Below are 19,142 nucleotides of genomic sequence, written 5' to 3'. Positions count from 1 at the left end.
ACGAGGATCAAACGTACGCCCGTCCGCATCGGTTAGGCTGCACACGCTTGCGTGAGGAAATCGGACGACATGCACGCCATGGTCCTGAAAGCGCCCGGCGCGCCGCTGCAATTTGAGCTGCGAAAGGAACCGGTGCCCGGGCCTGGCGAAGTGCGCGTCAAGGTCGGCGCCTGCGGCGTATGCCGGACCGATCTGCATGTTGTCGACGGAGAATTGCCTGACATCGCTTATCCGATCGTTCCCGGTCACGAGGTGGTTGGCCGCGTCGAGGCCCTTGGTCCCGGTGCAACTTCTCGCATGATCGGCGAGAGGGTCGGAGTTCCCTGGCTCGGGCATACCTGCGGCGAATGTTCGTACTGCCGAAGCGGTCGGGAAAATCTGTGCGACCGGCCGCGCTTCACCGGTTACACGCGGGACGGTGGCTTTGCCACGCATCTCGTCACCGATAGCAGCTATTGCTTTCCGCTCGGTGAGGCCGGCGATGATGTCGCTATCGCACCTCTGCTTTGCGCAGGCCTGATCGGTTGGCGCTCGCTGGTGATGGCGGGCGAGGGGATGCATCTCGGCATTTTCGGCTTCGGCGCGGCCGGGCATATCGTTGCGCAGGTGGCGCGCTGGCAGGGCCGTTCCGTCTATGCATTCACCCGTGCAGGCGACACGGATGCGCAGGGTCTTGCAAAATCGCTCGGCGCAGCATGGGCCGGCGGGTCGGAGGATCTGCCTCACGTGCCGCTCGACGCCGCCATCATCTACGCACCGGTCGGCTCTCTCGTGCCATTGGCACTGCGCGCCGTACGCAAAGGCGGGCGTGTGGTCTGCGCCGGCATTCACATGTCGGACATTCCCGAATTTCCCTACCGACTGCTCTGGGAGGAACGGCAGCTGCTTTCGGTCGCCAACCTGACGCGCAATGACGGCATCGAATTCTTCAAGACCGCCACAAAAGCCGGCATCAGGACGCACACCAGCGTGTTTCCGTTGCGGCAAGCGAACGAAGTTCTCTCGAAGTTGCGGGCCGGGCAGATCACCGGCGCCGCCGTGCTGCAGCCATGACCGCGCAGCCGCCCGCCAGTACGGCTGGAGTCGAGGCCGACCCGCAGCGGGAGGTGCTTGAATTCCTCGAAGGCTCTAGCTTCGGTCCGGCCAAAGGCGGCAGGCAGATCGACACCCATGCCTCGATGGTTTTTCTCGGCGCGGATCGGGCTTTGAAGATCAAGCGCGCCGTGCGTCTGCCATTTCTCGATTACTCGTCACTGGAGAAACGAAAGCGCGCGTGCGAGGAAGAACTGAAAGTCAACGCCGGCAACGCTCCCGAGCTCTACCGGGGCGTCGTCGCCATCACGCGCAACTCTGACGGCGCCCTCGAAATCGGCGGCACAGGCGCGCCGGTCGAATGGGCGGTCGAAATGACGCGGTTCGACGAAAGGCAGTCGCTCGATTGTGTGGCGAAATCGAAGACGATCGATGCATCGCTTGCGACCGCCACGGCCGACGCCATTCTGCGATCCCACGACAAGGTGCCGCGCGCGGACGGAGAAAGCTGGCTTGCCTCCATTCGACCGATCATCACGCGCAATACCACAAAGTTTCGCACCGTGCGCGGGCTTGATGCCGTTGCCGTCGACCAGCTCGATGCGGCTAGCCGCAATTCTGCAACGACGTTGCAGCCATTGCTCAGGCAGCGTGCCGAGCAGGGCTTTGTGCGCCGATGCCATGGCGATCTGCATCTTGCCAATATTGCCCTGGTGGACGGTCGGCCATTGTTGTTTGATGCCATCGAGTTCGATCCCGTCATCGCCACGACGGATGTGCTTTACGATCTCGCCTTTACGTTGATGGATCTGATCCATTTCGATCAACGTACGGCGGCAAACACAGTCTTCAATCGCTACCTCGCGGAGGCGGGGGAAGAACAGATCGACGGCCTCCGCCTGCTGCCGCTGTTCCTGTCGGTGCGGGCGGCGATCCGGGCACATGTGCTGTTCGTGAAGAGCGAACATGCCGAAGAGAGCGACGCGGCGTGGCAGGAGGCCACGCGCTATTTCGACCTGGCTGGACGCCTCATCATGCCCAAGCCGCCGCTAGTGGTGGCAATCGGCGGGCAGTCGGGGACAGGCAAGTCGGTGCTTGCACGCGGGCTCGCGGGCCTGATCGAGCCTCCGCCCGGTGCGGTTATCGTCCGCTCGGATGTAGTTCGCAAACGCCTGTTCGGTACCAGCGAAACCACCGCCCTGCCGGAGTCCGCCTATCGAGCAGATGTTTCGAAACGCGTCTACGACGCGCTCGCGAGCACCGCGCAGCGTGTCCTCGCCCAAGGCTGTTCGGTCGTGCTCGATGCCATGTATCTGCGGGAGGGAGAACGAACTGAAATCGCCGACCTCGCGGCCCGGTCTGGCGTGGGCTTCGTCGGCCTGTTCCTGACGGCCGATCTGGCGACCAGGCTGGCGCGCATCGAGCAGCGCAGGGATGACGCATCCGACGCCACGCGGCATATCGCCCTGAAACAGGAGGCGGTCGGCGCGATAAATTGGCATATGATCGATGCCTCGGGCACACCGGAGCAGTCGCTGCGCAATGCCTGTGTGCCGCTATTCGCGCCAGCACGGGGGGTGAGCTGACAATGGCGGCGCCGAGCAGAACGTCCAGCCGGCGCAAGGTCCCCGCGGCGGCAAGTCTCGATTGTGCGACCACATTCCAGGCAATGGCGCTCGACTGCGTCGCGGCCATCAAGGCCCATCACAGCAGCGCATGCGCAGGCGATGCCGAGGCCGTGCACCAGATCCGCGTTGCGATCACGCGGTTGCGCGCCGCGGTGGCGTTCTTCGAACCGATCGTGGTCGACACGGAATGGCTGCGCCTGAAGAAGGAGATTGCGTGGCTGAACGGCCCGCTCGGCGCCGCGCGCGACAGCGATGTTCTGGTGGCGTATGCGCGCCGCAAGCGATACCGTGCATGGGCGCAGCGCATGATCGGGGAGCAGCTCGATCAACGCCAGATGCGGGACCACCGCCTACTGGTTCGCGCCCTGCGCTCGGTTCGGACGCAACACCTGATCTCGGCAATGGCAGGCTGGATCAGGCGAGGGCCATGGTTGGCGCGCTGGCAGCGGCGCAAGGACACCGAAGCCCTGCAAATCTATTGCGCCCGTGAACTCGACCGCTGGCATGGGCGATTGGTCCACAAGGGACGGCGACTGAAGACGCTGGGCGCGTCGCGCCGCCACCGGCTACGGATCAAGTTCAAACGGTTCCGCTACATGCTTGAAGCGCTGACGGAAACCGTCAGCCTGTGGGGTCACCGCGAATTGCGCCATCTGCATCGGCCTGCAAAGCGGCTGCAGCGTGCATTGGGTGACCTGCGCGATCTCAAGCGCTTTGCCGACCTTGCCGGCGACGGGCCGCAAGCAAAAAAGGACAAAGCAAAGAAGCCGCCGGGTTATCGCCGTCGGAAGGAAAAGCTGCTTGGCGCTTGCCTCGCGTCTCATCGCGAGATTGCCACGCCTCTGGCCGGTTCCATTCTCCAGAATTCAATCTAAGCCGTTGTGAAAACGACACTTCCTCCGGGCTGGCGAGAATTCGCACGAACCTCGCCTCGCGATCCTGCGGCTGGCCCGGTCACTGCACGCTGCAGGCGACAGGAACCTTTGGCAGAGTTGATGCCTATTCCTCAAGGAGGTCGCAGCATGAGCAAGGAAACTCCCAAGGACGACCCTCGTCAGCAGACTGACTGGGGAACGCACCGGCAGACCGACAAGCCGTGGAAGGGCAACCCTGAAAAGGAACAGAAGTCCGGCACGACCAAGTCCGACCCGGACAAATGGCAGGAATCGAACACGCATTGAGGGAACTGAGGATGGTGATGAAGAAGCCGGCCGAAAACTAAGGGTTTTGTTGCGTATGGGTCGAGAAGGAATCACCGTAAGGGAATGCCCCTCATGCCACGTTACTTTTTCAACGTGTATTACGACAGGGTCGAACTTGACGAGGAAGGTGAAGAGTTACCCGACGTGCTAGCGGCATGGCGGGAAGCAACGGTAACCGCGGGGCAGATCATTCAGGATCTCGACGGGAAGTTGCGCCCGGGCAAGAACTGGCGGATGGAGGTTACCGACGAGTCCTCCAAGCCGCTCTACGTCATTCACGTCTGCGCCGAAAAGCCCAAGTAGAAATCAAGCGCTCCCTGGGAACGCTGTGGCGCGCGTCTGCTCCTGGCCGCGCCGCGAACTGGGCGAAGCCAGCCACGTTCCGAAGAACTATTTGGGGCCTTGCAAGCCTGGGGATGAAAGCCAGCGGTCGATGCTGGCCGCGGCCTCGTTTGCCATCGCTATTTCTATCAGACGGTCGCGTTCCTGGCCCGGCGGCAGGTCGGCGGCCTCTTTCCGCGCGCGAAGGGCGACTTGGCCGAGCCGCTCCTGAAGCGTGAGAACCGGGCGGCTTCGATTGCGTTTTTTCTTCATAACGACCTCCGTGCGGGTCCTGAAACCTTCCACGCCACAGTGGCCGTGTCCTTAACCTTTGTTGGGAACCCCGCACCGGGCGGTCCGTTCGTTCATTGGAAGACAGTCGTCCAAATGAAGGAGACACGGGTTTTGGATCGGGAGCTGGTCTTTGCGACCTTGCTGCGGCGGCTCAATACCGTCTCAGGACTGGAGGACGCTGATATTGCGGCATTACATGAGTTACCGATTGCCATTCGCCACTGGGAAGCGGGCAGAGCGATCGTATCGGACGGTGAGCGCCCGACGGATAGTTGTCTGGTTATTGAGGGTTTCTGCGTTCGGTCCAAGCTCATCGCCAGCGGCCAGCGGCAAATTCTCTCCATCCATATCCCGGGTGAAATTCCTGACCTGCAGAGCCTGCATCTGCACCGTATGGATCACGATCTCATTAGCTTGACCGCGTGCACGCTCGGCTTCATCAGCCACGCATCGCTGCGGGCGCTGACACGGGCGAAGCCGAACCTCGCGGAAATGCTCTGGCGCGACACGCTGATCGATGCGGCGATGTTCCGGGAATGGATCGTCAATGTCGGGCAGCGACCGGCGACGGGGCGGCTCGCCCACATCGTTCTCGAACTTCGCAAGCGGCTTGAAGTTACCGGCCGGCCGGCGGGCGACAATTTCGAAATGCCGCTGACGCAGGAACAAATCGGCGAAGCGCTGGGCATCACGCCCGTGCATGCCAACCGTGTGATCAAGCAACTGCGCGAGGAACGGATCGTGGACATCAGCAGAGGCCGGGTGACGGTACTCGACGAAGCAAAGCTCGGGGAATTGGCGCAGTTCGACGATCGTTACCTCCACCAGAATCCGTCGCTTTGAAATGGATATTTGGAACGATTTGGTTGCGGGAAAATTATGCAATCTGTGTCCAAGGGATGACACAGCAAACTCAAGCGGCTGCTGATAGCAGTCCCGCCCCCTAGACGCATTGGCAGCCGCTCCCTTTTTACCGCCATGAAGGATTTTGCAAATGCGTCCTTCCCGCCCGAGATCATCTCGGTGATGGAAGCGGCGTTTGATGCCGCGGTGGCTTCGCTTCCCGAGCCGGTCAGTTCCAGCCACGTTCAGGCTATTGCGGAGGCGATCCTACGCGCCGCTCGCGACGGAGAATACGATCCGGTGGTCTTGCAACGACTGGCGTTAATGGAACTGCAGATCATTCCGCGATAGCACGGCGTGATCCATTTGCCGCGGCGCGCGATCTCGCATTCGATTCCTGACAGACATGGACCCAATTCGAGCTTGATGTGGGTCAAACTCGGCCCTCCGTCCATCGTTTATCTTTACCGGCATGATCGGGACGGGGCCGTCAGCGCCCCGCGAAGGTGTGGGAGGACGGCGATGTTCAGGAACATTCTGGTTCATATTCCTTCCGAGCGTCAGATGCGACCGGTGATCGACGTCGCTGTTGCTCTGACCGTCGCACGCCGCTCGCATCTCGACGCGGTTGCCATCGGCTATGAATCGCGGAGTGCCGTCGGGATGATCGTCGAGGGCGGCGCCGCCGCTGTTGGAGCCGTCATGGGGGCTGAACAGGATCGCGCCCAGGAAAGAGCGAACGCCGCGATCGCCATCTTCGAGATCGCAGCCAAGCTCGCCAAAATCGCCTACGGCGTCAGGAGCTTCGCGACAATTCCCGCCGACGCCGGGCGGACCATCAGCACGCTTGCCCGGCTCTACGACATGACGATCGTGCTGCAGCCCGACCCCTCGAAAGCCAGTTACGACAACGAGATTCCGCAGCAGATCCTGTTCAATTCCGGCGGGCCGATGCTGATGGTTCCCTATATCCACAAGGGACCACTCGACGCCCATAACGTCGGCGTCGCATGGGACGGCAGCCGCCTTGCGGCCCGCGCGTTGCGCGATGCGATGCCGTTTCTGATGGGCGCGAATGCCGTGACCGTGATTGCGGTCAATGAGGAGGAGAGCGAAGCGTCCTCGGACCAACTTGCCGCGCATTTGGGGCGGCGCGGCATTGCGGCCCGGGTGCAACGGCTGACGGTGGATCGCGGTGCCGTCCAGGGCGCGATCCTGTCGATCGCGGCCGAAAGCAATATGGGTCTCCTGGTGATGGGTGGGTACGGCCATTCACGATTGCAGGAGCGAATTCTGGGCGGCGTCACGCGCAGCATGTTCGACAGCATGACCGTACCGGTGCTGATGTCGCACTGATCTCGGACGGAAACGGCGTGTGACCTTTTGTCCGTGTGAGTTCCTCGTCGCATGTCTTTCGGCTGCGGCTGGCGTCGCAATGACGCCAGTTTGATGCACCTCAATGTTAGACCCAAAGCCGGTCACTATCATCTCGGCGAAAACCTGGAGATCGGAGATTGTCATGGCAGAACTGTCTGAGCGGGTAGCTTCCGGTTACTTCCCGACCGTCGCAAGTGGGGAAGCCGAAGCTACCAAGCTCAACCAGGGCGCTTTGGAGTTCATGCTCGGTGCGCAGAAGATGATGTTCGAGGAATGGGTGTTTCTGGGCGATGAGATGCTGGAGCGAACGCGAACCGAGATGCATCTGTGCACGGAGTTCGTCGCGAAAATGGCCGCCGCGCATTCCGTAAAAGACATCCAGACGATGTGCCAGGAATGCGGCCAGCATCAGCTCGACTTCTTCCGCCGCGACTCCGCCCGGCTATTCAAGCATGGCGAGCGGATGATCGCGGCCACGTCGAACTTGATCAATGGCCGCTCTCTGAACTGATCGGTCAACCAGCATGGATCGGAAATCGACCCTGCCGGCGGCGGAAGTCGCCGTCCTGCCGCTTCATCCCCGTTCAGCGGAGCAGAGCGATGGCCGGCAGCCGGCAGCAGCAGTCGAACCGCAGGTTCCCGCGTTGAGGGGGGCTGATAGCACCGAGACATATCAAGCCGACCGCGCCTTGCATGCCATGCTGGCACGCCTGAGCGGCGGCATTTCGCCAGCCGCACTGTCGCTGGCCTATATGGATTGGCTATTGCACCTGGCCGCGGCGCCGCAGCGGCAGATCGAGATCGCGCAGCAAGCCCTGCTAGACACCAGGCACTTGTTCGACGCGTCGCAGCATTTCTTCTCGCCTGGCCAGGGGCCATGGTCGCTGATCAAACCGCAGCTGCAGGACAAACGCTTCGGCCGGCCAGAGTGGGAACTCGCACCGTTCAACCTGATGGCCCAGGCCTTTCTGCTCGCCGATCGATGGTGGCACAACGCAACCACGGGCATGCGCGGTGTCTCGAAGCAGAACGAGGCAATCGTCGAGTTCTCAGTCCGTCAAATGCTGGACGTGATGTCGCCCTCCAATTTCGCCGCGACCAATCCAGAAGTGCTGCGGCGAATGCTGGAGAGCGGCGGTGGCAATTTCCTGCGCGGCTGCCAGAATTTCTGGAGCGACTGGACACGCCTGGTTTCGGCGGGTCTCGGCCCGGTCATAAAAGGAGAGTTTGTCGTCGGCGAAACCGTCGCCACGTCACGCGGCAAAGTCGTGTTCCGCAACGAGCTGATCGAGTTGATCCAGTATTATCCGACCACCGACAAGGTTCATCCGGAACCGGTTCTGATCGTGCCGGCCTGGATCATGAAATACTACATTCTCGATCTGTCGCCGCAGAACTCGCTGGTCAAATATCTCACCGGCGAAGGCTTCACCGTCTTCATGATCTCGTGGCGTAATCCGGAGGCTGGTGATCGCGACATCGCATTTGACGACTATAGAAAGATGGGCGTTGACGCGGCGCTCGATGCGATCGGCAGTATTGTGCCTGATAGGCAAGTGCAAGCGTTGGGTTATTGCCTCGGCGGAACGCTGCTCGCGATCGCTGCCGCCACCATGGCGCGCAACGGCGACGAGCGCTTGAAGTCGATCAGCCTGTTGGCTGCGCAAACCGACTTCACCGAGGCCGGTGAACTGACGCTGTTCATCAACGAAAGCCAGGTCGCGTTCCTTGAGGACATGATGTGGGAGCGGGGCGTGCTGGATACCACGCAGATGGCGGGCGCATTCCAGTTGCTGCGCTCCAACGATCTGATCTGGTCGCGGCTAACGCGCGACTATTTGATGGGGGAGCGGGCCGCGCCAAGCGACCTAATGGCCTGGAATGCCGATGCCACCCGCCTGCCATACCGGATGCATTCGGAATATCTGCGCAAACTGTTCCTCAACAACGACCTTGTCGGCGGACGATACCTCGTCGAGGGCAAACCGATTTCGCTATCGGACATACATACGCCGATATTCGTGGTGGGCACCGTTCGCGATCACGTCGCGCCGTGGAAGTCCGTCTACAAGATCCACTATCAGGTCGATGCCGATGTGACCTTTGTTCTCGCCAGCGGCGGCCATAATGCAGGAATCGTGGCTCCTCCGGGCGAAGAAGGGCATACGTACCGGATCAGGACCAAGGCAGCGGATGCCAGATATGTCGGTCCCGATGAATGGCGGACCATGGTGCGGGCGGTCGAAGGATCGTGGTGGCCCGAATGGACCAAGTGGCTCTCTGGACGATCCGGAGAACCATCCGGGCCGCCGCGCATGGGCACCAAAGCCACGCAGGCCGCGCACTTGCCCGAGGCGCCCGGCGACTACGTTCGCCATTGACGCGGATCCAGTCGCCAAGCCGAGTGCGATTTGTCATCACGCTGCGACCGTTCCGGGTTAACCTGCCGCGCGAAGGGCAGCGACCTACCGACACTGGAAAACGATGTCCACCTATCGTCTGCGCAATCTGCTGTCGCCGCATTCCGTCGCACTGGTCGGGGCCAGTCCCCGTCACGGCTCGGTCGGCCGCGCCATTCTCAACAATATTCGTAAAGCTCAATTCAAAGGCGAATTCGGCCTCGTCAATCCGCGCTATCCCGAGATCGATGGTGTCGCGACGGTCGACAGCATTGCAAAACTGTCGTTCGCGCCGGAACTCGTTGTCCTGACCGCGCCGGCTCGCACTATCGCGGGCCTGATCGATGAAGCGGGCCGCCGCGGCGCGGCAGGCGCGGTCATTGTCAGTGCCGGACTTGGCCATGGTTCGGGTTCGCTGGCGGAGGCAGCGGAACGGGCCGCGCAGAAATACGGCATGCGGCTGATCGGTCCTAATTGCCTGGGCATCATGATGCCGGGCGTCAGCCTCAATGCCAGCTTTTCAGCACATATGCCGGTCGCGGGACATCTGGCGCTGATCTCGCAATCCGGCGCCATTGCCGCTGGCATGGTGGACTGGGCGGCGCAGCGGTCCGTTGGCTTCTCCGGCATTGTCTCGATTGGCGACCAGCTCGATGTAGATATCGCCGATCTGCTGGATTATTTCGCGCTGGATGAAAAGACCCACGCCATTCTGCTTTACATCGAGGCGATCAAGGATGCCCGCAAGTTCATGTCAGCAGCCCGCGCCGCCGCCCGGGTCAAACCGGTCGTCGTCGTCAAGTCGGGCCGCATGGCGCAAGGCGCGCGGGCGGCGGCAACGCATACCGGCGCATTGGCCGGGGCAGACGCCGTCTACGATGCCGCATTTCAGCGCGCCGGCATCCTGCGCGTCTCCGATCTGCGCGAACTGTTCGACTGCGCGGAAACGCTCGGACGCCTCAAATCCCCACCCGGCAAGCGGCTGGCGATCCTGACCAATGGTGGCGGCATAGGTGTTCTCGCGATCGACCGGCTGGCCGAACTCGGCGGCATCTCCGCCCAGCTCTCGCCGGAAACGCACGAGCGGCTGGACGCGGTGCTGCCGCCGACATGGTCGAAGTCCAACCCGGTCGACATCATCGGCGACGCCGATGCCGAGCGCTATGCCCTGGCGCTGGAGGCCTTGCTGGCCGATGCAAACAATGGCGCCGTGCTTGTCATGAATGTCCAGACCGCGATCGCGCGCGCCGATGAGATCGCCGCAGCCGTGACCGGCGTGGTCCAGAAGTACCGCGCCGAACGCCGCAGGTTACCCAAACCGGTGCTCGCGGTCTGGGTCGGCGCCGAACCGTCGATCGGCAAGGTGCTCAGTGACGCCGGCATTCCAAACTATCTGACCGAGGACGACGCGGTGCGCGGCTTCATGCATCTGGTCCGGCATCGCGAAGTCGTGGAGGCACTGGCGCAGGTTCCACCGGCGATGCCGAGCGAGTTTGCGCCCGATGTGGATGCGGCGCGGAAGATCGTGACCGCGGCATTGGACGATGATCGCTCGTGGCTCGATCCGATCGAGGTGAAACAGCTCCTTGACGCCTACGATATCGCGGCCGTACCGACCTTCGCCGCCGCCGATGCCGAAGAGGCGGTCGCGCATGCGAATGCGATCTTTGCGAAGGGGTCGACCGTCGTCCTCAAGATCATGTCGCGCGACATCGTGCACAAATCCGATGTCGGCGGCGTCGTGCTCAACCTGACCAGCGCTGATGCCGTGCGCAAGGCAACGAGCGAGATCCTGACGCGGGCACGATCGCTGCGGCCGAAGGCGCGGATTTCGGGCGTGATGGTGCAGGCAATGGTGGTGCGGGCGAAGGCGCGCGAACTCATTCTCGGCCTCGCCGACGATCCGACATTCGGTACCGTCGTGGTGTTCGGCCGCGGCGGCACGGCGGTCGAGATCATCAACGACAAGGCGCTGGCGCTGCCGCCGCTCGATCTGCAACTGGCGCGCAGCCTGATCGAGCGCACCCGCGTCTCCCGGCTGCTCCACGCCTATCGCGACGTGCCGGCGGTGAAACAGGATGCGGTGGCGATGGTCCTGGTCAAGCTCGCGCAAATGGCCGCCGATATTCCGGAAATCCGAGGGCTCGATATCAATCCGCTGCTGGCCGATGAAGCGGGCGTGCTCGCTGTCGATGCGCGTGTCGTGATCGGTCAGGTCGAGCGCAAGTTCCGCGGCTCGGGGCCTGCGAATTTCGCGGTGCGGCCTTATCCCTCGCAATGGCAGCGCCACATCGAGGTCAAGGACGGCTGGCGCGTATTCGTTCGTCCGATCCGGCCCGAGGACGAGCCGCTGATCCATGAGATGCTGAAGCACGTCACCATGCACGATCTGCGGCTGCGATTTTTCGCCCCGATGAAGGAGTTTTCCCACGAATTCATCGCCCGCCTGACCCAGCTCGACTACGCCCGGGCGATGGCCTTTGTCGCGTTCGACGAAGCGACCAATGAACTCGTCGGCGTCGTCAGGATCCATTCCGACTCGATTTACGAGAGTGGCGAATATGCGATCCTGTTGCGCTCGGACCTCAAGGGCAGGGGCCTCGGCTGGGTATTGATGCAGTTGATCATCGAATACGCGAAGTCGGAAGGACTGAAAGCCATCTCCGGCGACGTACTCGCCGAGAACACGGTCATGCTGGCGATGTGCCGCAGCCTCGGCTTTGAGGTGAAGACAGACCCGGTCGAGCACGACATTTGCAACGTCAGGCTGGCGCTCTAATCGTTGCCTGGGCTTGCCGCGGCGGCGCGATGACGCCGCGCGCGGCAACGGTTGAGTGTCAATGCGAGAACATGATCGGAAGGGGCGGCTTTGACAGCAGGGTCTGGGTGGCGCCGCCCAGGATAAACTCGCGCCAACGCGAGGTCCCGTAGGCTCCCATCACGAGGACGTCGATCTTCTGCGAAACCGTGTAGGCTTCCAAAACCTCGCCGATCCCTCGCCCCGCGGCGTCGACTTTGTCCAGCACCACATCGATACCGTGGCGGGCCAGGTTCTTTGCCAGTTCTTCGGCCGAATGCTTGTTAGCGAGCTTCTTCTCGTTGCTGACGGTTACGATGCGCACCTTCTTCGCTTTCTCCAGCAGCGGCAGCGCATCCGAAACCGCGCGGGCGGCAGCGCGGCTGAAATCCCAGGCAACCGCAACTGTTCCGAGCTGGAAGGGACGGGGGTGAGGGCCCTCGGGCAGGACAAGAGTGGGCCGGCCGGATCCGAATATCACCTGCTCGGCATACCACTGGTCACTATTTTCCGGCACCGGGACGATCGTGAGATCGCGCAGCCTTGCATAGTCGACCAGCATGTCCGGTACCGCGTAGGTCGGGCATCGCTCGAGATAGGTCTCGTGAAGAATGCCGGCCTTGTTCGCAGCGGCGTCGAAAGCAGCCAGTATGTCTTTGGCGTTCTTGCGGCTCTTTTCGGCTTCGCCGGCAATAAGGCCGGGGATATTTGCTACCGAGCCGGAAAGAAAATGCCCGGGTATTTCAACGTGTACCTCGCATGCGACGGCGGCAAGATGAGCGCCGAGGCTTGCGGCAATGGAGACGGCCTCCTCCATGACCGCGACGGGGGTCGGCTCGGGATAACTCGTCAGTGTCAGCAATATGTCCTTGAACGCCATGGGATTCTCCTGTTTCGGAAGACAACCTAGCGTCCCGCGGATTTGCGCGTTTGATCCAGCGCAAGGGGTTGCATTTTCCGGTTCCAGGATTGCAGCCGTGGGCGCAGCACCGGCTTGAGCATTTCCAGGATGATCAGCGCCATCAATCCTGCGCCGAGCGTCAGGGCGATGTCGTCGGCGTGCAGCGGTCCAAATGCAAATAGCTTGCTTGCTGCGGGCCAAAGCAGCGTGAGAGCCGAAATGGCGGCAACAACGGCCAGCACCGCGGTCAGGGTCCGGTTTTGCCGGCGAAACGCCGTCAGCAGCGACGGACTGAAGGAGCGATTGACCAGGATCAGACTGACGATCACCACGACGAGCGAGAAGAACGTCAGCGCGCGCACTTCCGGCACCGGCATGCCCGAGCGCAGTGCCATGACGTAGATGACGGCCACGAGCACGAACGCAGTCGCGCCCTGCAACACGCTCCAGCCGATCAGCGCCCATGAGAACAGCGGTTCGTCGGGCGCGCGGGGAGGCCGATGCATGACATCTTCTTCCTCGGTCTCGGCCTCGAACACCAGCGAGCAGACGGGATCGATAACCATTTCGAGGAAGGCAATATGGATGGGCCCGAGCAGGAGCGGGGTGCCGAACAGCAATGGCAGCAACGCCAGACCTGCGATGGGTACATGAACCGCCAGAATGAAGCTCATTGCCTTGCGCAAATTGTCGTAGATGCGCCGGCCGAGGCGGATCGCCTTGACGATCGAACCGAAATCGTCGTCGAGAAGAACGATTGCTGAGGCTTCGCGTGCCACGTCTGTTCCGCGGCCGCCCATGGCGATACCGATATGAGCCGCCTTCAGGGAAGGTGCATCGTTGACGCCATCGCCGGTCATCGCCACGACCTCGCCATTGCCCTTGTAGGCATTGACAATGCGGAGCTTCTGCTCCGGCATGATCCGGGCGAAAACGCTTGCCGTTTCCACCTGCGTTGCCAACTCCGCCTCGCTCAGCTTATCGAGCTCGGCGCCGGTGATGAGTTCACCGCGTGCAAGCCCGGCCTGATGGGCGATCGCCTTTGCGGTTGCGGGGTAATCGCCAGTGATCATCACGGCCTTGATACCGGCCGACTGGCATTCACGAACCGCCCCGATCACGCTGGGGCGGAGTGGATCGGCGAGGCCGACCAGCCCCAGGAACTCAAACGTCAATTCATGCGGTGAAAGCGGCCAGGCCGAGCCAATATGCGTGGCGCGCGCGACGCCCACCACGCGCAGACCGTTGGCAGCCATTGCATCGATGGATTGCGTCAGCGCGGCGCGATCCGTGGTGCTCAGCTTGCAAAGAGCGGCGATTGCTTCAGGTGCGCCCTTGGCGGCGACGACGTACTCCTGTCGCGAGCTATCGGCCTGCCAGATATGCGTCACGGCGAGCAGGTCGGGGCGAAGACCATAGGCGTGAACGAGCTTCCAGTTCGGGTGCTGATACGAAGCCGCCGTCAGCCGCTCGCGCGCGAGCACATGGAATGCCCGCTCCATTGGATCGTACGGCTCCGGCGCGCTCGCGAGCAGGCCGAAGTCGCACAGTGTCCGGAATGCTCCCGGCATCTCCCTATCGTGAGCGGGACGAAGAATGGTGTCGTCCTGCAGCCTCAGCTCGACGATCGTCATCCGGTTCTCGGTCAGGGTACCCGTCTTGTCGGTACACAACACTGGCCGAGCCCAGCGTCTCGATTGCCGCCGCGCGCCGCGTCAGCACGCGCGCCAGTGAAATTCGCCACGCACCCATGGCCATGAAGACGGTCAGGACGACAGGAAATTCCTCCGGGAGCATCGACATGCCGAGCGCAATGCCGGCCAGCACTGCATCCAGCCACCCGCCACGCATTAGTCCGTAGAGCAGAACCGCGAGCAGGCTCACGCCGCCGCCGAGCACGGCAAACAGGGTGACAGCGCGCCGGGTTTGCGCCTGTAGGCGGGGCGGCTCGGTCTCGAGCTTGACTAGCGATTGACCGATCTTGCCGATCTCGCTTTGCGTTCCGACGGCCGTTACTTCCGCCAGCCCGGAGCCCCGCACCACCAGCGAGCCGGAGAAGACCTGCGGCAGGTCATCGCCGCCCGGACGGTGTGGTCCCGATCCGGTGCGATCGTCCCAGGCGACCTTGCGAACCGGCACCGATTCGCCCGTCAGGGTCGACTCGTCGGCCTGCAGATCACTGCATTGCAGGAGAACGGCGTCGGCAGGCACCCGGTCGCCCTCGGAAAGAGCGATGAGGTCGCCGCGCACGACGTCGCGGCCGGCAATCCGCTTGCGTTCTCCGTCGCGGATGACGAGCGCGCGGGGGCTCGTCAGGTCCCGTAACGCTTCCAGCACGCGCTCGGTCCGTGTTTCCTGCACCACGGTGATCGCGATCGACATGGTCGCGAAGGCGGCGAGGATGATCGCCTCTTTCAGGTCGCCGAGCGCGAGATAGACCAAGCCGCCGACCAGCAGCAGCGCGAGCATCGGCTCGCGCAGCACCTCGACCACAATTCGAAATGGCGTGCGTCGATCGGGTTGGGGGAGTTCGTTGTGCCCCTCGGCTTGCAGTCGCGCCGCCGCCTCGGTTTCACTGAGGCCGGAAAGCTGTTTCATCGTCAGAGATACGATATCGTTGTCACCCGATAGGTGTGCATCTTGCCACCTTCGTTGAGAGAGACATATTCGCCGACGACGAAGCGTTCGTCCGCGAAGTGATAGCCGACTGCGTCAGGCAGACCAGTCTCGCCTTCGTCATAGTGGAAAGCCCAGCCGCCGCCGGGGCGGTGAACGAGGTGACCATGCTTGTCCCGCTGGTCCGGGCGCTGGCGCACCACCCGGCAGGCATCGCGATGCTTGCGCCACAGTCCTGCATCGATGCGGTCCTCCGAATCCAGCGGCGCCACGATGATATAAGCGATGTCGGCATCGCCTTCGGGACGTCCGGGCTCGCGAGCCAATGCCAATCGGAATTGCCGGAACTGCGGTGGCAAGGACGCGTTCAGGATCGGCTTCGGCTGGGGCTTGGATCTGGTCTTGGACATTTCGGATGGCTCCTTGGTGCTCTGCCATGAGGCGGTGAACACCGCCGCGGTCAATTCGGCTCTGCCGTGTACACAAGAGGACGACATCTCGTTCCTGAGCTGCAAGCTCGTCTCTCCTCGTTCTCGTCGCCACGTGTCGGTCCAACTCTAGATAAAGTGACATCATCGTCACTTGATTTGGGTCAACTGCGCCACCGCGCCTGGGAGTAGCGACTTGAGGCAAGTCAACGTGGGCAAGCCGAGCACCGCGTAGGACGAACTTGCTGCGAGTGGGGGAATGCTGCTTTGCCGACTGCCACCTTGTTAACGGACACGCTGTCTGGCGATGTTCTCGAATTGCGTCCTGGCGGTTCCTGGACGGCGGCAAATGCCGCCGCGCTGGAACGGCTCTCCGGCGACGTCGCGCCGCAGGTTGACCGCGCCACGGCAGTCAAGGTCGATATGGCCGGCGTGCGCGAACTCGATACGCTCGGGGCCTGGTTGCTGGAAAAGATGTCGCGGCGGGCGACTTCTGCCGGTCACCGCGCCGAGGTCGTCGGCATCGCCGAAAACTACGCTGGCCTGCTTGACGAGCTTCGCCAGGTGAACCGGCGAACGCTGGCGCCAGCTCCCGTACGCAATCCGGTCGTGGCGAAGCTTGATGGCATCGGCCGCGCCACCATTGGTGCGAGCGAAGACATCGCTGCATTCCTGCAGATGCTCGGCTCGCTATGCATGGCGCTTGTGGGCGTCCTGCGCCGGCCGCGATCGTTGCGGCTGACATCCCTGACCTACCAGCTCTACCGCGTCGGCTGGCAGGCGATCCCCATCGTCGTCCTGATCACCTTTTTGATCGGCGCCATCATCGCCCAGCAGGGCATCTTTCATTTTCGCAAGTTCGGTGCGGATTCCTACGTCGTCGACATGGTCGGCATTCTCGTGCTGCGCGAGCTTGGCGTGCTGATCGTCGCCATCATGGTCGCCGGGCGCTCCGGGAGCGCCTACACCGCCGAACTCGGCTCAATGAAGATGCGGGAGGAGATCGACGCGCTCTCGACCATGGGCCTCGACCCGATCGAGGTTTTGATGCTGCCGCGGATTCTGGCGCTGGTTTTCGCCTTGCCGATCCTGAGTTTCATCGGCGCGATGGCGGCACTTTACGGGGGCGGGCTCGTGGCCTGGTTCTATGGCGGCATGGGGCCGTCGATCTTCCTTGCGCGATTGCACGACGCCGTCTCCGTTACCCATTTCGAAGTCGGCATCATCAAGGCGCCGTTCATGGCGCTGGTGATCGGCATCGTCGCCTGCAGCGAAGGCCTGCGCGTGAAGGGCAGCGCGGAGTCGCTCGGCAAACAGACCACCACCTCGGTCGTCAAATCGATCTTCCTGGTGATCGTGCTCGACGGGCTGTTCGCGGTGTTCTTTGCCTCGATCGGAATGTAGCGATGCAGGGCACGTCCGGCCAGTTTGCCATTCGGGTGCGCGATCTCGTGGTCGGCTTCCGCCGCCATGTCGTCATCGATCACCTTGCGCTGGACGTGCGCCGGGGCGAGATCCTTGGCCTGGTCGGCGCGTCCGGCGGCGGCAAGTCGGTGCTGATGCGGACCATCATCGGGCTGATCCCCAGACAGGGCGGTGAGATCGAGGTGATGGGGTCGCCGATCAATCACGATCGCGCCACGCGGAGCGCGGCCGGGCGATGGGGCATCCTGTTCCAGCAGGGCGCGCTGTTCTCATCGCTCACGGTACGGCAGAACATCCAGTTTCCGTTGCGGGAAAACCTTGTGCTCTCTGAAGGCCTGATGGACGAGATCGCCACCGCCAAACTCGAAATGGTCGGACTAAAGCCGGAGGACGGCGACAAGTTTCCGTCCGAGCTGTCCGGCGGCATGACCAAGCGCGTGGCGTTGGCGCGCGCGCTCGCGCTCGATCCGGCGATCGTATTTCTCGACGAGCCGACTTCGGGGCTCGATCCGATCGCCGCCGGCGATTTCGACGCGCTGATCAAGACATTGCAGAAAACGCTGGGACTGACGGTGTTCATGGTCACCCATGATCTCGCCAGTCTCAACACCGTCTGCGACCGCGTCGCGGCGCTGGCCGACGGCAAGATCGTCGCCATCGGACCGATGCACGAACTCCTTCAATCCGAGCATCCCTGGGTGCGGGCCTATTTCCATGGCAAGCGCTCGCAGATGCTTCAGCCCAGAGCGAGCTAATCAGATGGAAACCCGCGCTCCCTTCGTCATCGTCGGTGCCTTCGTGATGGCGGCGATCATAGCCGTCTTCGGGTTCGTCTATTGGCTGCAGAATACGGGCGGCCTTGGCCCACGGTCCAGCTATCGCGTGCAGTTCGAGGGCTCCGTTCCAGGCCTTCTCGTCGGGGCGGCGGTGCTGTTCAATGGCATCCGCGTCGGCGAAGTGACGGAACTCGGGCTCGCCCCCGGCAATCCGCGCGGCGTCAATGCCACTATCTCGGTCGTTTCAACGACGCCGGTCCGCGCCGACACCAGGGTCGGCCTGGAATTTCAGGGCCTGACCGGCGTCCCCGTGGTCGCACTCGAAGGCGGAGCGCAGGTCGCGCAAAGCGGCCCGGTGCCGACATTGGTCGCCGAGTCGGGCGCGGGGCAGGGCATGACGCAGGCCGCGCGCGACGCGCTTCGCAAGGTGGATAGCGTGCTCTCGGAGAATTCGGAGGCGTTGAAGGACACGATCTCGAACTTCAAGGTGTTTTCCGAAGGGCTGGCGCGCAATACCGGCAAGCTCGATGGCATTGTCGCCGGCCTCGAACGGATGACCGGCGTCACCAGTCCGCCGCCAAAGATCACCTATCACCTCGCCGCGCTGCAGAATACGGGACCGGCGAGCAAGGTCATCAACGTGCAATGGGCGATTCCGGAGCCGACGGCAATTGCGATGCTGGAGACGCAACGCTTCCTGTTCTCACCGGCGCAGGAGTATCCCGGCTTCGCGGAAGCGATGTGGGCCGATGCGCTGCCGAAATTGATCCAGGCGCGGCTGATCGAAAGTTTTGAGAACTATGACATCGCGCATGCGCCGCTGCGGATGGCCGACATCGCGCAGACCGAATTCCAGTTGCTGATCGACGTCAGGCGGTTCCGTATCGCCGTCGAACAGGGGCCGGCCGCCGAGATCGGTTTGTCGGCGAGGGTCGTCGACAAGAACGGCAAGGTCGTCTCCTCGCGGCTGTTCGAGCAAAGCGAGACGTTTGCTTCCGTCACTCCGCCCGAAGCCGTTGCTGCGTTCAGCGCAGCGTTCGGCCGGATCGCGAAAGACATGATCGCGTGGACGGTGCAGGTGAACTAGGCGAGGCGTTGCTCGC

General features: G+C 62.7%; 17 protein-coding genes and 1 pseudogene. 14 read left to right on the top strand and 4 right to left on the bottom strand.

Annotated features, from left to right (window positions below):
* Positions 1-69 precede the first annotated feature (69 nt).
* The 5 genes from CQ12_RS03015 (at position 70) to CQ12_RS03000 (ending at position 4,165) form a co-directional block, all read left to right on the top strand.
* Positions 70-1,053, top strand: coding sequence for a zinc-dependent alcohol dehydrogenase family protein (locus CQ12_RS03015; RefSeq protein WP_057833875.1), 984 nt, complete (start codon positions 70-72; stop codon positions 1,051-1,053).
* Complete coding sequence (locus tag CQ12_RS03010) at positions 1,050-2,618, top strand: bifunctional aminoglycoside phosphotransferase/ATP-binding protein (protein WP_057833874.1); 1,569 nt, start codon at positions 1,050-1,052, stop codon at positions 2,616-2,618. Before CQ12_RS03015 ends, CQ12_RS03010 begins: the two co-directional genes overlap by 4 nt.
* 2 nt (positions 2,619-2,620) lie before the next feature.
* Positions 2,621-3,535, top strand: coding sequence for a CHAD domain-containing protein (locus CQ12_RS03005; protein ID WP_057833873.1), 915 nt, complete (start codon positions 2,621-2,623; stop codon positions 3,533-3,535).
* A gap of 147 nt (positions 3,536-3,682) precedes the next feature.
* Positions 3,683-3,841, top strand: coding sequence for a hypothetical protein (locus tag CQ12_RS44845; protein WP_187399153.1), 159 nt, complete (start codon positions 3,683-3,685; stop codon positions 3,839-3,841).
* Between the two features lie 93 nt (positions 3,842-3,934).
* Complete coding sequence (locus CQ12_RS03000) at positions 3,935-4,165, top strand: DUF6894 family protein (RefSeq protein WP_057833872.1); 231 nt, start codon at positions 3,935-3,937, stop codon at positions 4,163-4,165.
* Positions 4,166-4,252: 87 nt separating this feature from the next.
* Here CQ12_RS03000 and CQ12_RS02995 read toward each other — a convergent pair whose 3' ends face one another.
* Positions 4,253-4,456: a hypothetical protein gene (locus CQ12_RS02995; RefSeq protein WP_057833871.1), complete on the bottom strand. Its 204-nt coding sequence runs from the start codon at positions 4,454-4,456 to the stop codon at positions 4,253-4,255.
* 114 nt (positions 4,457-4,570) lie between these two features.
* On the opposite strand from CQ12_RS02995, the gene CQ12_RS02990 reads away from it, so the two are divergent.
* The 6 genes from CQ12_RS02990 to CQ12_RS02965 all read left to right on the top strand — a co-directional run bounded on the left by CQ12_RS02990 (position 4,571) and on the right by CQ12_RS02965 (position 11,875).
* Positions 4,571-5,320, top strand: a complete 750-nt coding sequence (locus CQ12_RS02990; protein WP_057833870.1) for a Crp/Fnr family transcriptional regulator — start codon at positions 4,571-4,573, stop codon at positions 5,318-5,320.
* A gap of 135 nt (positions 5,321-5,455) precedes the next feature.
* Positions 5,456-5,671 carry a hypothetical protein gene (locus CQ12_RS02985; protein ID WP_057833869.1) on the top strand — a complete coding sequence of 72 codons (216 nt, stop codon included), beginning with the start codon at positions 5,456-5,458 and terminating at the stop codon, positions 5,669-5,671.
* A gap of 171 nt (positions 5,672-5,842) precedes the next feature.
* A complete protein-coding gene (locus CQ12_RS02980) occupies positions 5,843-6,676 on the top strand; it encodes a universal stress protein (RefSeq protein ID WP_057833868.1) in 834 nt (277 codons plus the stop codon).
* 163 nt (positions 6,677-6,839) lie between these two features.
* A complete protein-coding gene (locus tag CQ12_RS02975) occupies positions 6,840-7,208 on the top strand; it encodes a hypothetical protein (protein WP_057833912.1) in 369 nt (122 codons plus the stop codon).
* Positions 7,209-7,221: 13 nt separating this feature from the next.
* Positions 7,222-9,078: a PHA/PHB synthase family protein gene (locus CQ12_RS02970; RefSeq protein WP_083519102.1), complete on the top strand. Its 1,857-nt coding sequence runs from the start codon at positions 7,222-7,224 to the stop codon at positions 9,076-9,078.
* Positions 9,079-9,181: 103 nt separating this feature from the next.
* The gene (locus CQ12_RS02965) at positions 9,182-11,875 is read left to right on the top strand and encodes a bifunctional acetate--CoA ligase family protein/GNAT family N-acetyltransferase (protein WP_057833867.1); all 2,694 of its coding nucleotides are present in this window, start codon (positions 9,182-9,184) and stop codon (positions 11,873-11,875) included.
* Positions 11,876-11,933: 58 nt separating this feature from the next.
* Here CQ12_RS02965 and CQ12_RS02960 read toward each other — a convergent pair whose 3' ends face one another.
* The 3 genes and pseudogenes from CQ12_RS02960 to CQ12_RS02950 all read right to left on the bottom strand — a co-directional run bounded on the left by CQ12_RS02960 (position 11,934) and on the right by CQ12_RS02950 (position 15,820).
* Positions 11,934-12,773, bottom strand: a complete 840-nt coding sequence (locus CQ12_RS02960) for a universal stress protein (RefSeq protein ID WP_057833866.1) — start codon at positions 12,771-12,773, stop codon at positions 11,934-11,936.
* 26 nt (positions 12,774-12,799) lie between these two features.
* A pseudogene (locus CQ12_RS02955) lies at positions 12,800-15,392 on the bottom strand (cation-translocating P-type ATPase).
* A gap of 2 nt (positions 15,393-15,394) precedes the next feature.
* Positions 15,395-15,820, bottom strand: coding sequence for a hypothetical protein (locus tag CQ12_RS02950; protein ID WP_057833910.1), 426 nt, complete (start codon positions 15,818-15,820; stop codon positions 15,395-15,397).
* Between the two features lie 285 nt (positions 15,821-16,105).
* Here CQ12_RS02950 and CQ12_RS02945 point away from each other — a divergent pair, with 285 nt between their 5' ends.
* From CQ12_RS02945 to CQ12_RS02935, 3 genes are read left to right on the top strand one after another with little or no spacing between them, the layout of a single operon-like run.
* Positions 16,106-17,242, top strand: coding sequence for an ABC transporter permease (locus CQ12_RS02945; protein WP_057833865.1), 1,137 nt, complete (start codon positions 16,106-16,108; stop codon positions 17,240-17,242).
* Positions 17,243-17,244: 2 nt separating this feature from the next.
* Entirely contained in the window at positions 17,245-18,018 is a 774-nt protein-coding gene (locus tag CQ12_RS02940) for an ABC transporter ATP-binding protein (protein WP_057833864.1), read from the top strand.
* Between the two features lie 4 nt (positions 18,019-18,022).
* Positions 18,023-19,126, top strand: a complete 1,104-nt coding sequence (locus CQ12_RS02935; RefSeq protein WP_057833863.1) for an ABC-type transport auxiliary lipoprotein family protein — start codon at positions 18,023-18,025, stop codon at positions 19,124-19,126.
* Positions 19,127-19,142 lie beyond the last annotated feature (16 nt).

This window comes from Bradyrhizobium jicamae, from assembly GCF_001440395.1.
Taxonomy (GTDB): domain Bacteria; phylum Pseudomonadota; class Alphaproteobacteria; order Rhizobiales; family Xanthobacteraceae; genus Bradyrhizobium; species Bradyrhizobium jicamae.
Note: the sequence above shows the minus strand (reverse complement) of the source record. Positions and strands in the feature narration are given on the sequence as shown.

Bases quoted from the DNA above. Each gene is read 5' to 3' on its own strand.
- CQ12_RS44845 (WP_187399153.1), top strand. From the start codon at position 3,683: ATGAGCAAGGAAACTCCCAAGGACGACCCTCGTCAGCAGACTGACTGG.
- CQ12_RS02950 (WP_057833910.1), bottom strand. From the start codon at position 15,820: ATGTCCAAGACCAGATCCAAGCCCCAGCCGAAGCCGATCCTGAACGCG.
- CQ12_RS02965 (WP_057833867.1), top strand. From the start codon at position 9,182: ATGTCCACCTATCGTCTGCGCAATCTGCTGTCGCCGCATTCCGTCGCA.
- CQ12_RS03010 (WP_057833874.1), top strand. From the start codon at position 1,050: ATGACCGCGCAGCCGCCCGCCAGTACGGCTGGAGTCGAGGCCGACCCG.
- CQ12_RS03005 (WP_057833873.1), top strand. From the start codon at position 2,621: ATGGCGGCGCCGAGCAGAACGTCCAGCCGGCGCAAGGTCCCCGCGGCG.
- CQ12_RS03000 (WP_057833872.1), top strand. From the start codon at position 3,935: ATGCCACGTTACTTTTTCAACGTGTATTACGACAGGGTCGAACTTGAC.
- CQ12_RS02985 (WP_057833869.1), top strand. From the start codon at position 5,456: ATGAAGGATTTTGCAAATGCGTCCTTCCCGCCCGAGATCATCTCGGTG.
- CQ12_RS02980 (WP_057833868.1), top strand. From the start codon at position 5,843: ATGTTCAGGAACATTCTGGTTCATATTCCTTCCGAGCGTCAGATGCGA.
- CQ12_RS02975 (WP_057833912.1), top strand. From the start codon at position 6,840: ATGGCAGAACTGTCTGAGCGGGTAGCTTCCGGTTACTTCCCGACCGTC.
- CQ12_RS02970 (WP_083519102.1), top strand. From the start codon at position 7,222: ATGGATCGGAAATCGACCCTGCCGGCGGCGGAAGTCGCCGTCCTGCCG.
- CQ12_RS02960 (WP_057833866.1), bottom strand. From the start codon at position 12,773: ATGGCGTTCAAGGACATATTGCTGACACTGACGAGTTATCCCGAGCCG.
- CQ12_RS02935 (WP_057833863.1), top strand. From the start codon at position 18,023: ATGGAAACCCGCGCTCCCTTCGTCATCGTCGGTGCCTTCGTGATGGCG.
- CQ12_RS02990 (WP_057833870.1), top strand. From the start codon at position 4,571: ATGAAGGAGACACGGGTTTTGGATCGGGAGCTGGTCTTTGCGACCTTG.
- CQ12_RS03015 (WP_057833875.1), top strand. From the start codon at position 70: ATGCACGCCATGGTCCTGAAAGCGCCCGGCGCGCCGCTGCAATTTGAG.
- CQ12_RS02995 (WP_057833871.1), bottom strand. From the start codon at position 4,456: ATGAAGAAAAAACGCAATCGAAGCCGCCCGGTTCTCACGCTTCAGGAG.
- CQ12_RS02940 (WP_057833864.1), top strand. From the start codon at position 17,245: ATGCAGGGCACGTCCGGCCAGTTTGCCATTCGGGTGCGCGATCTCGTG.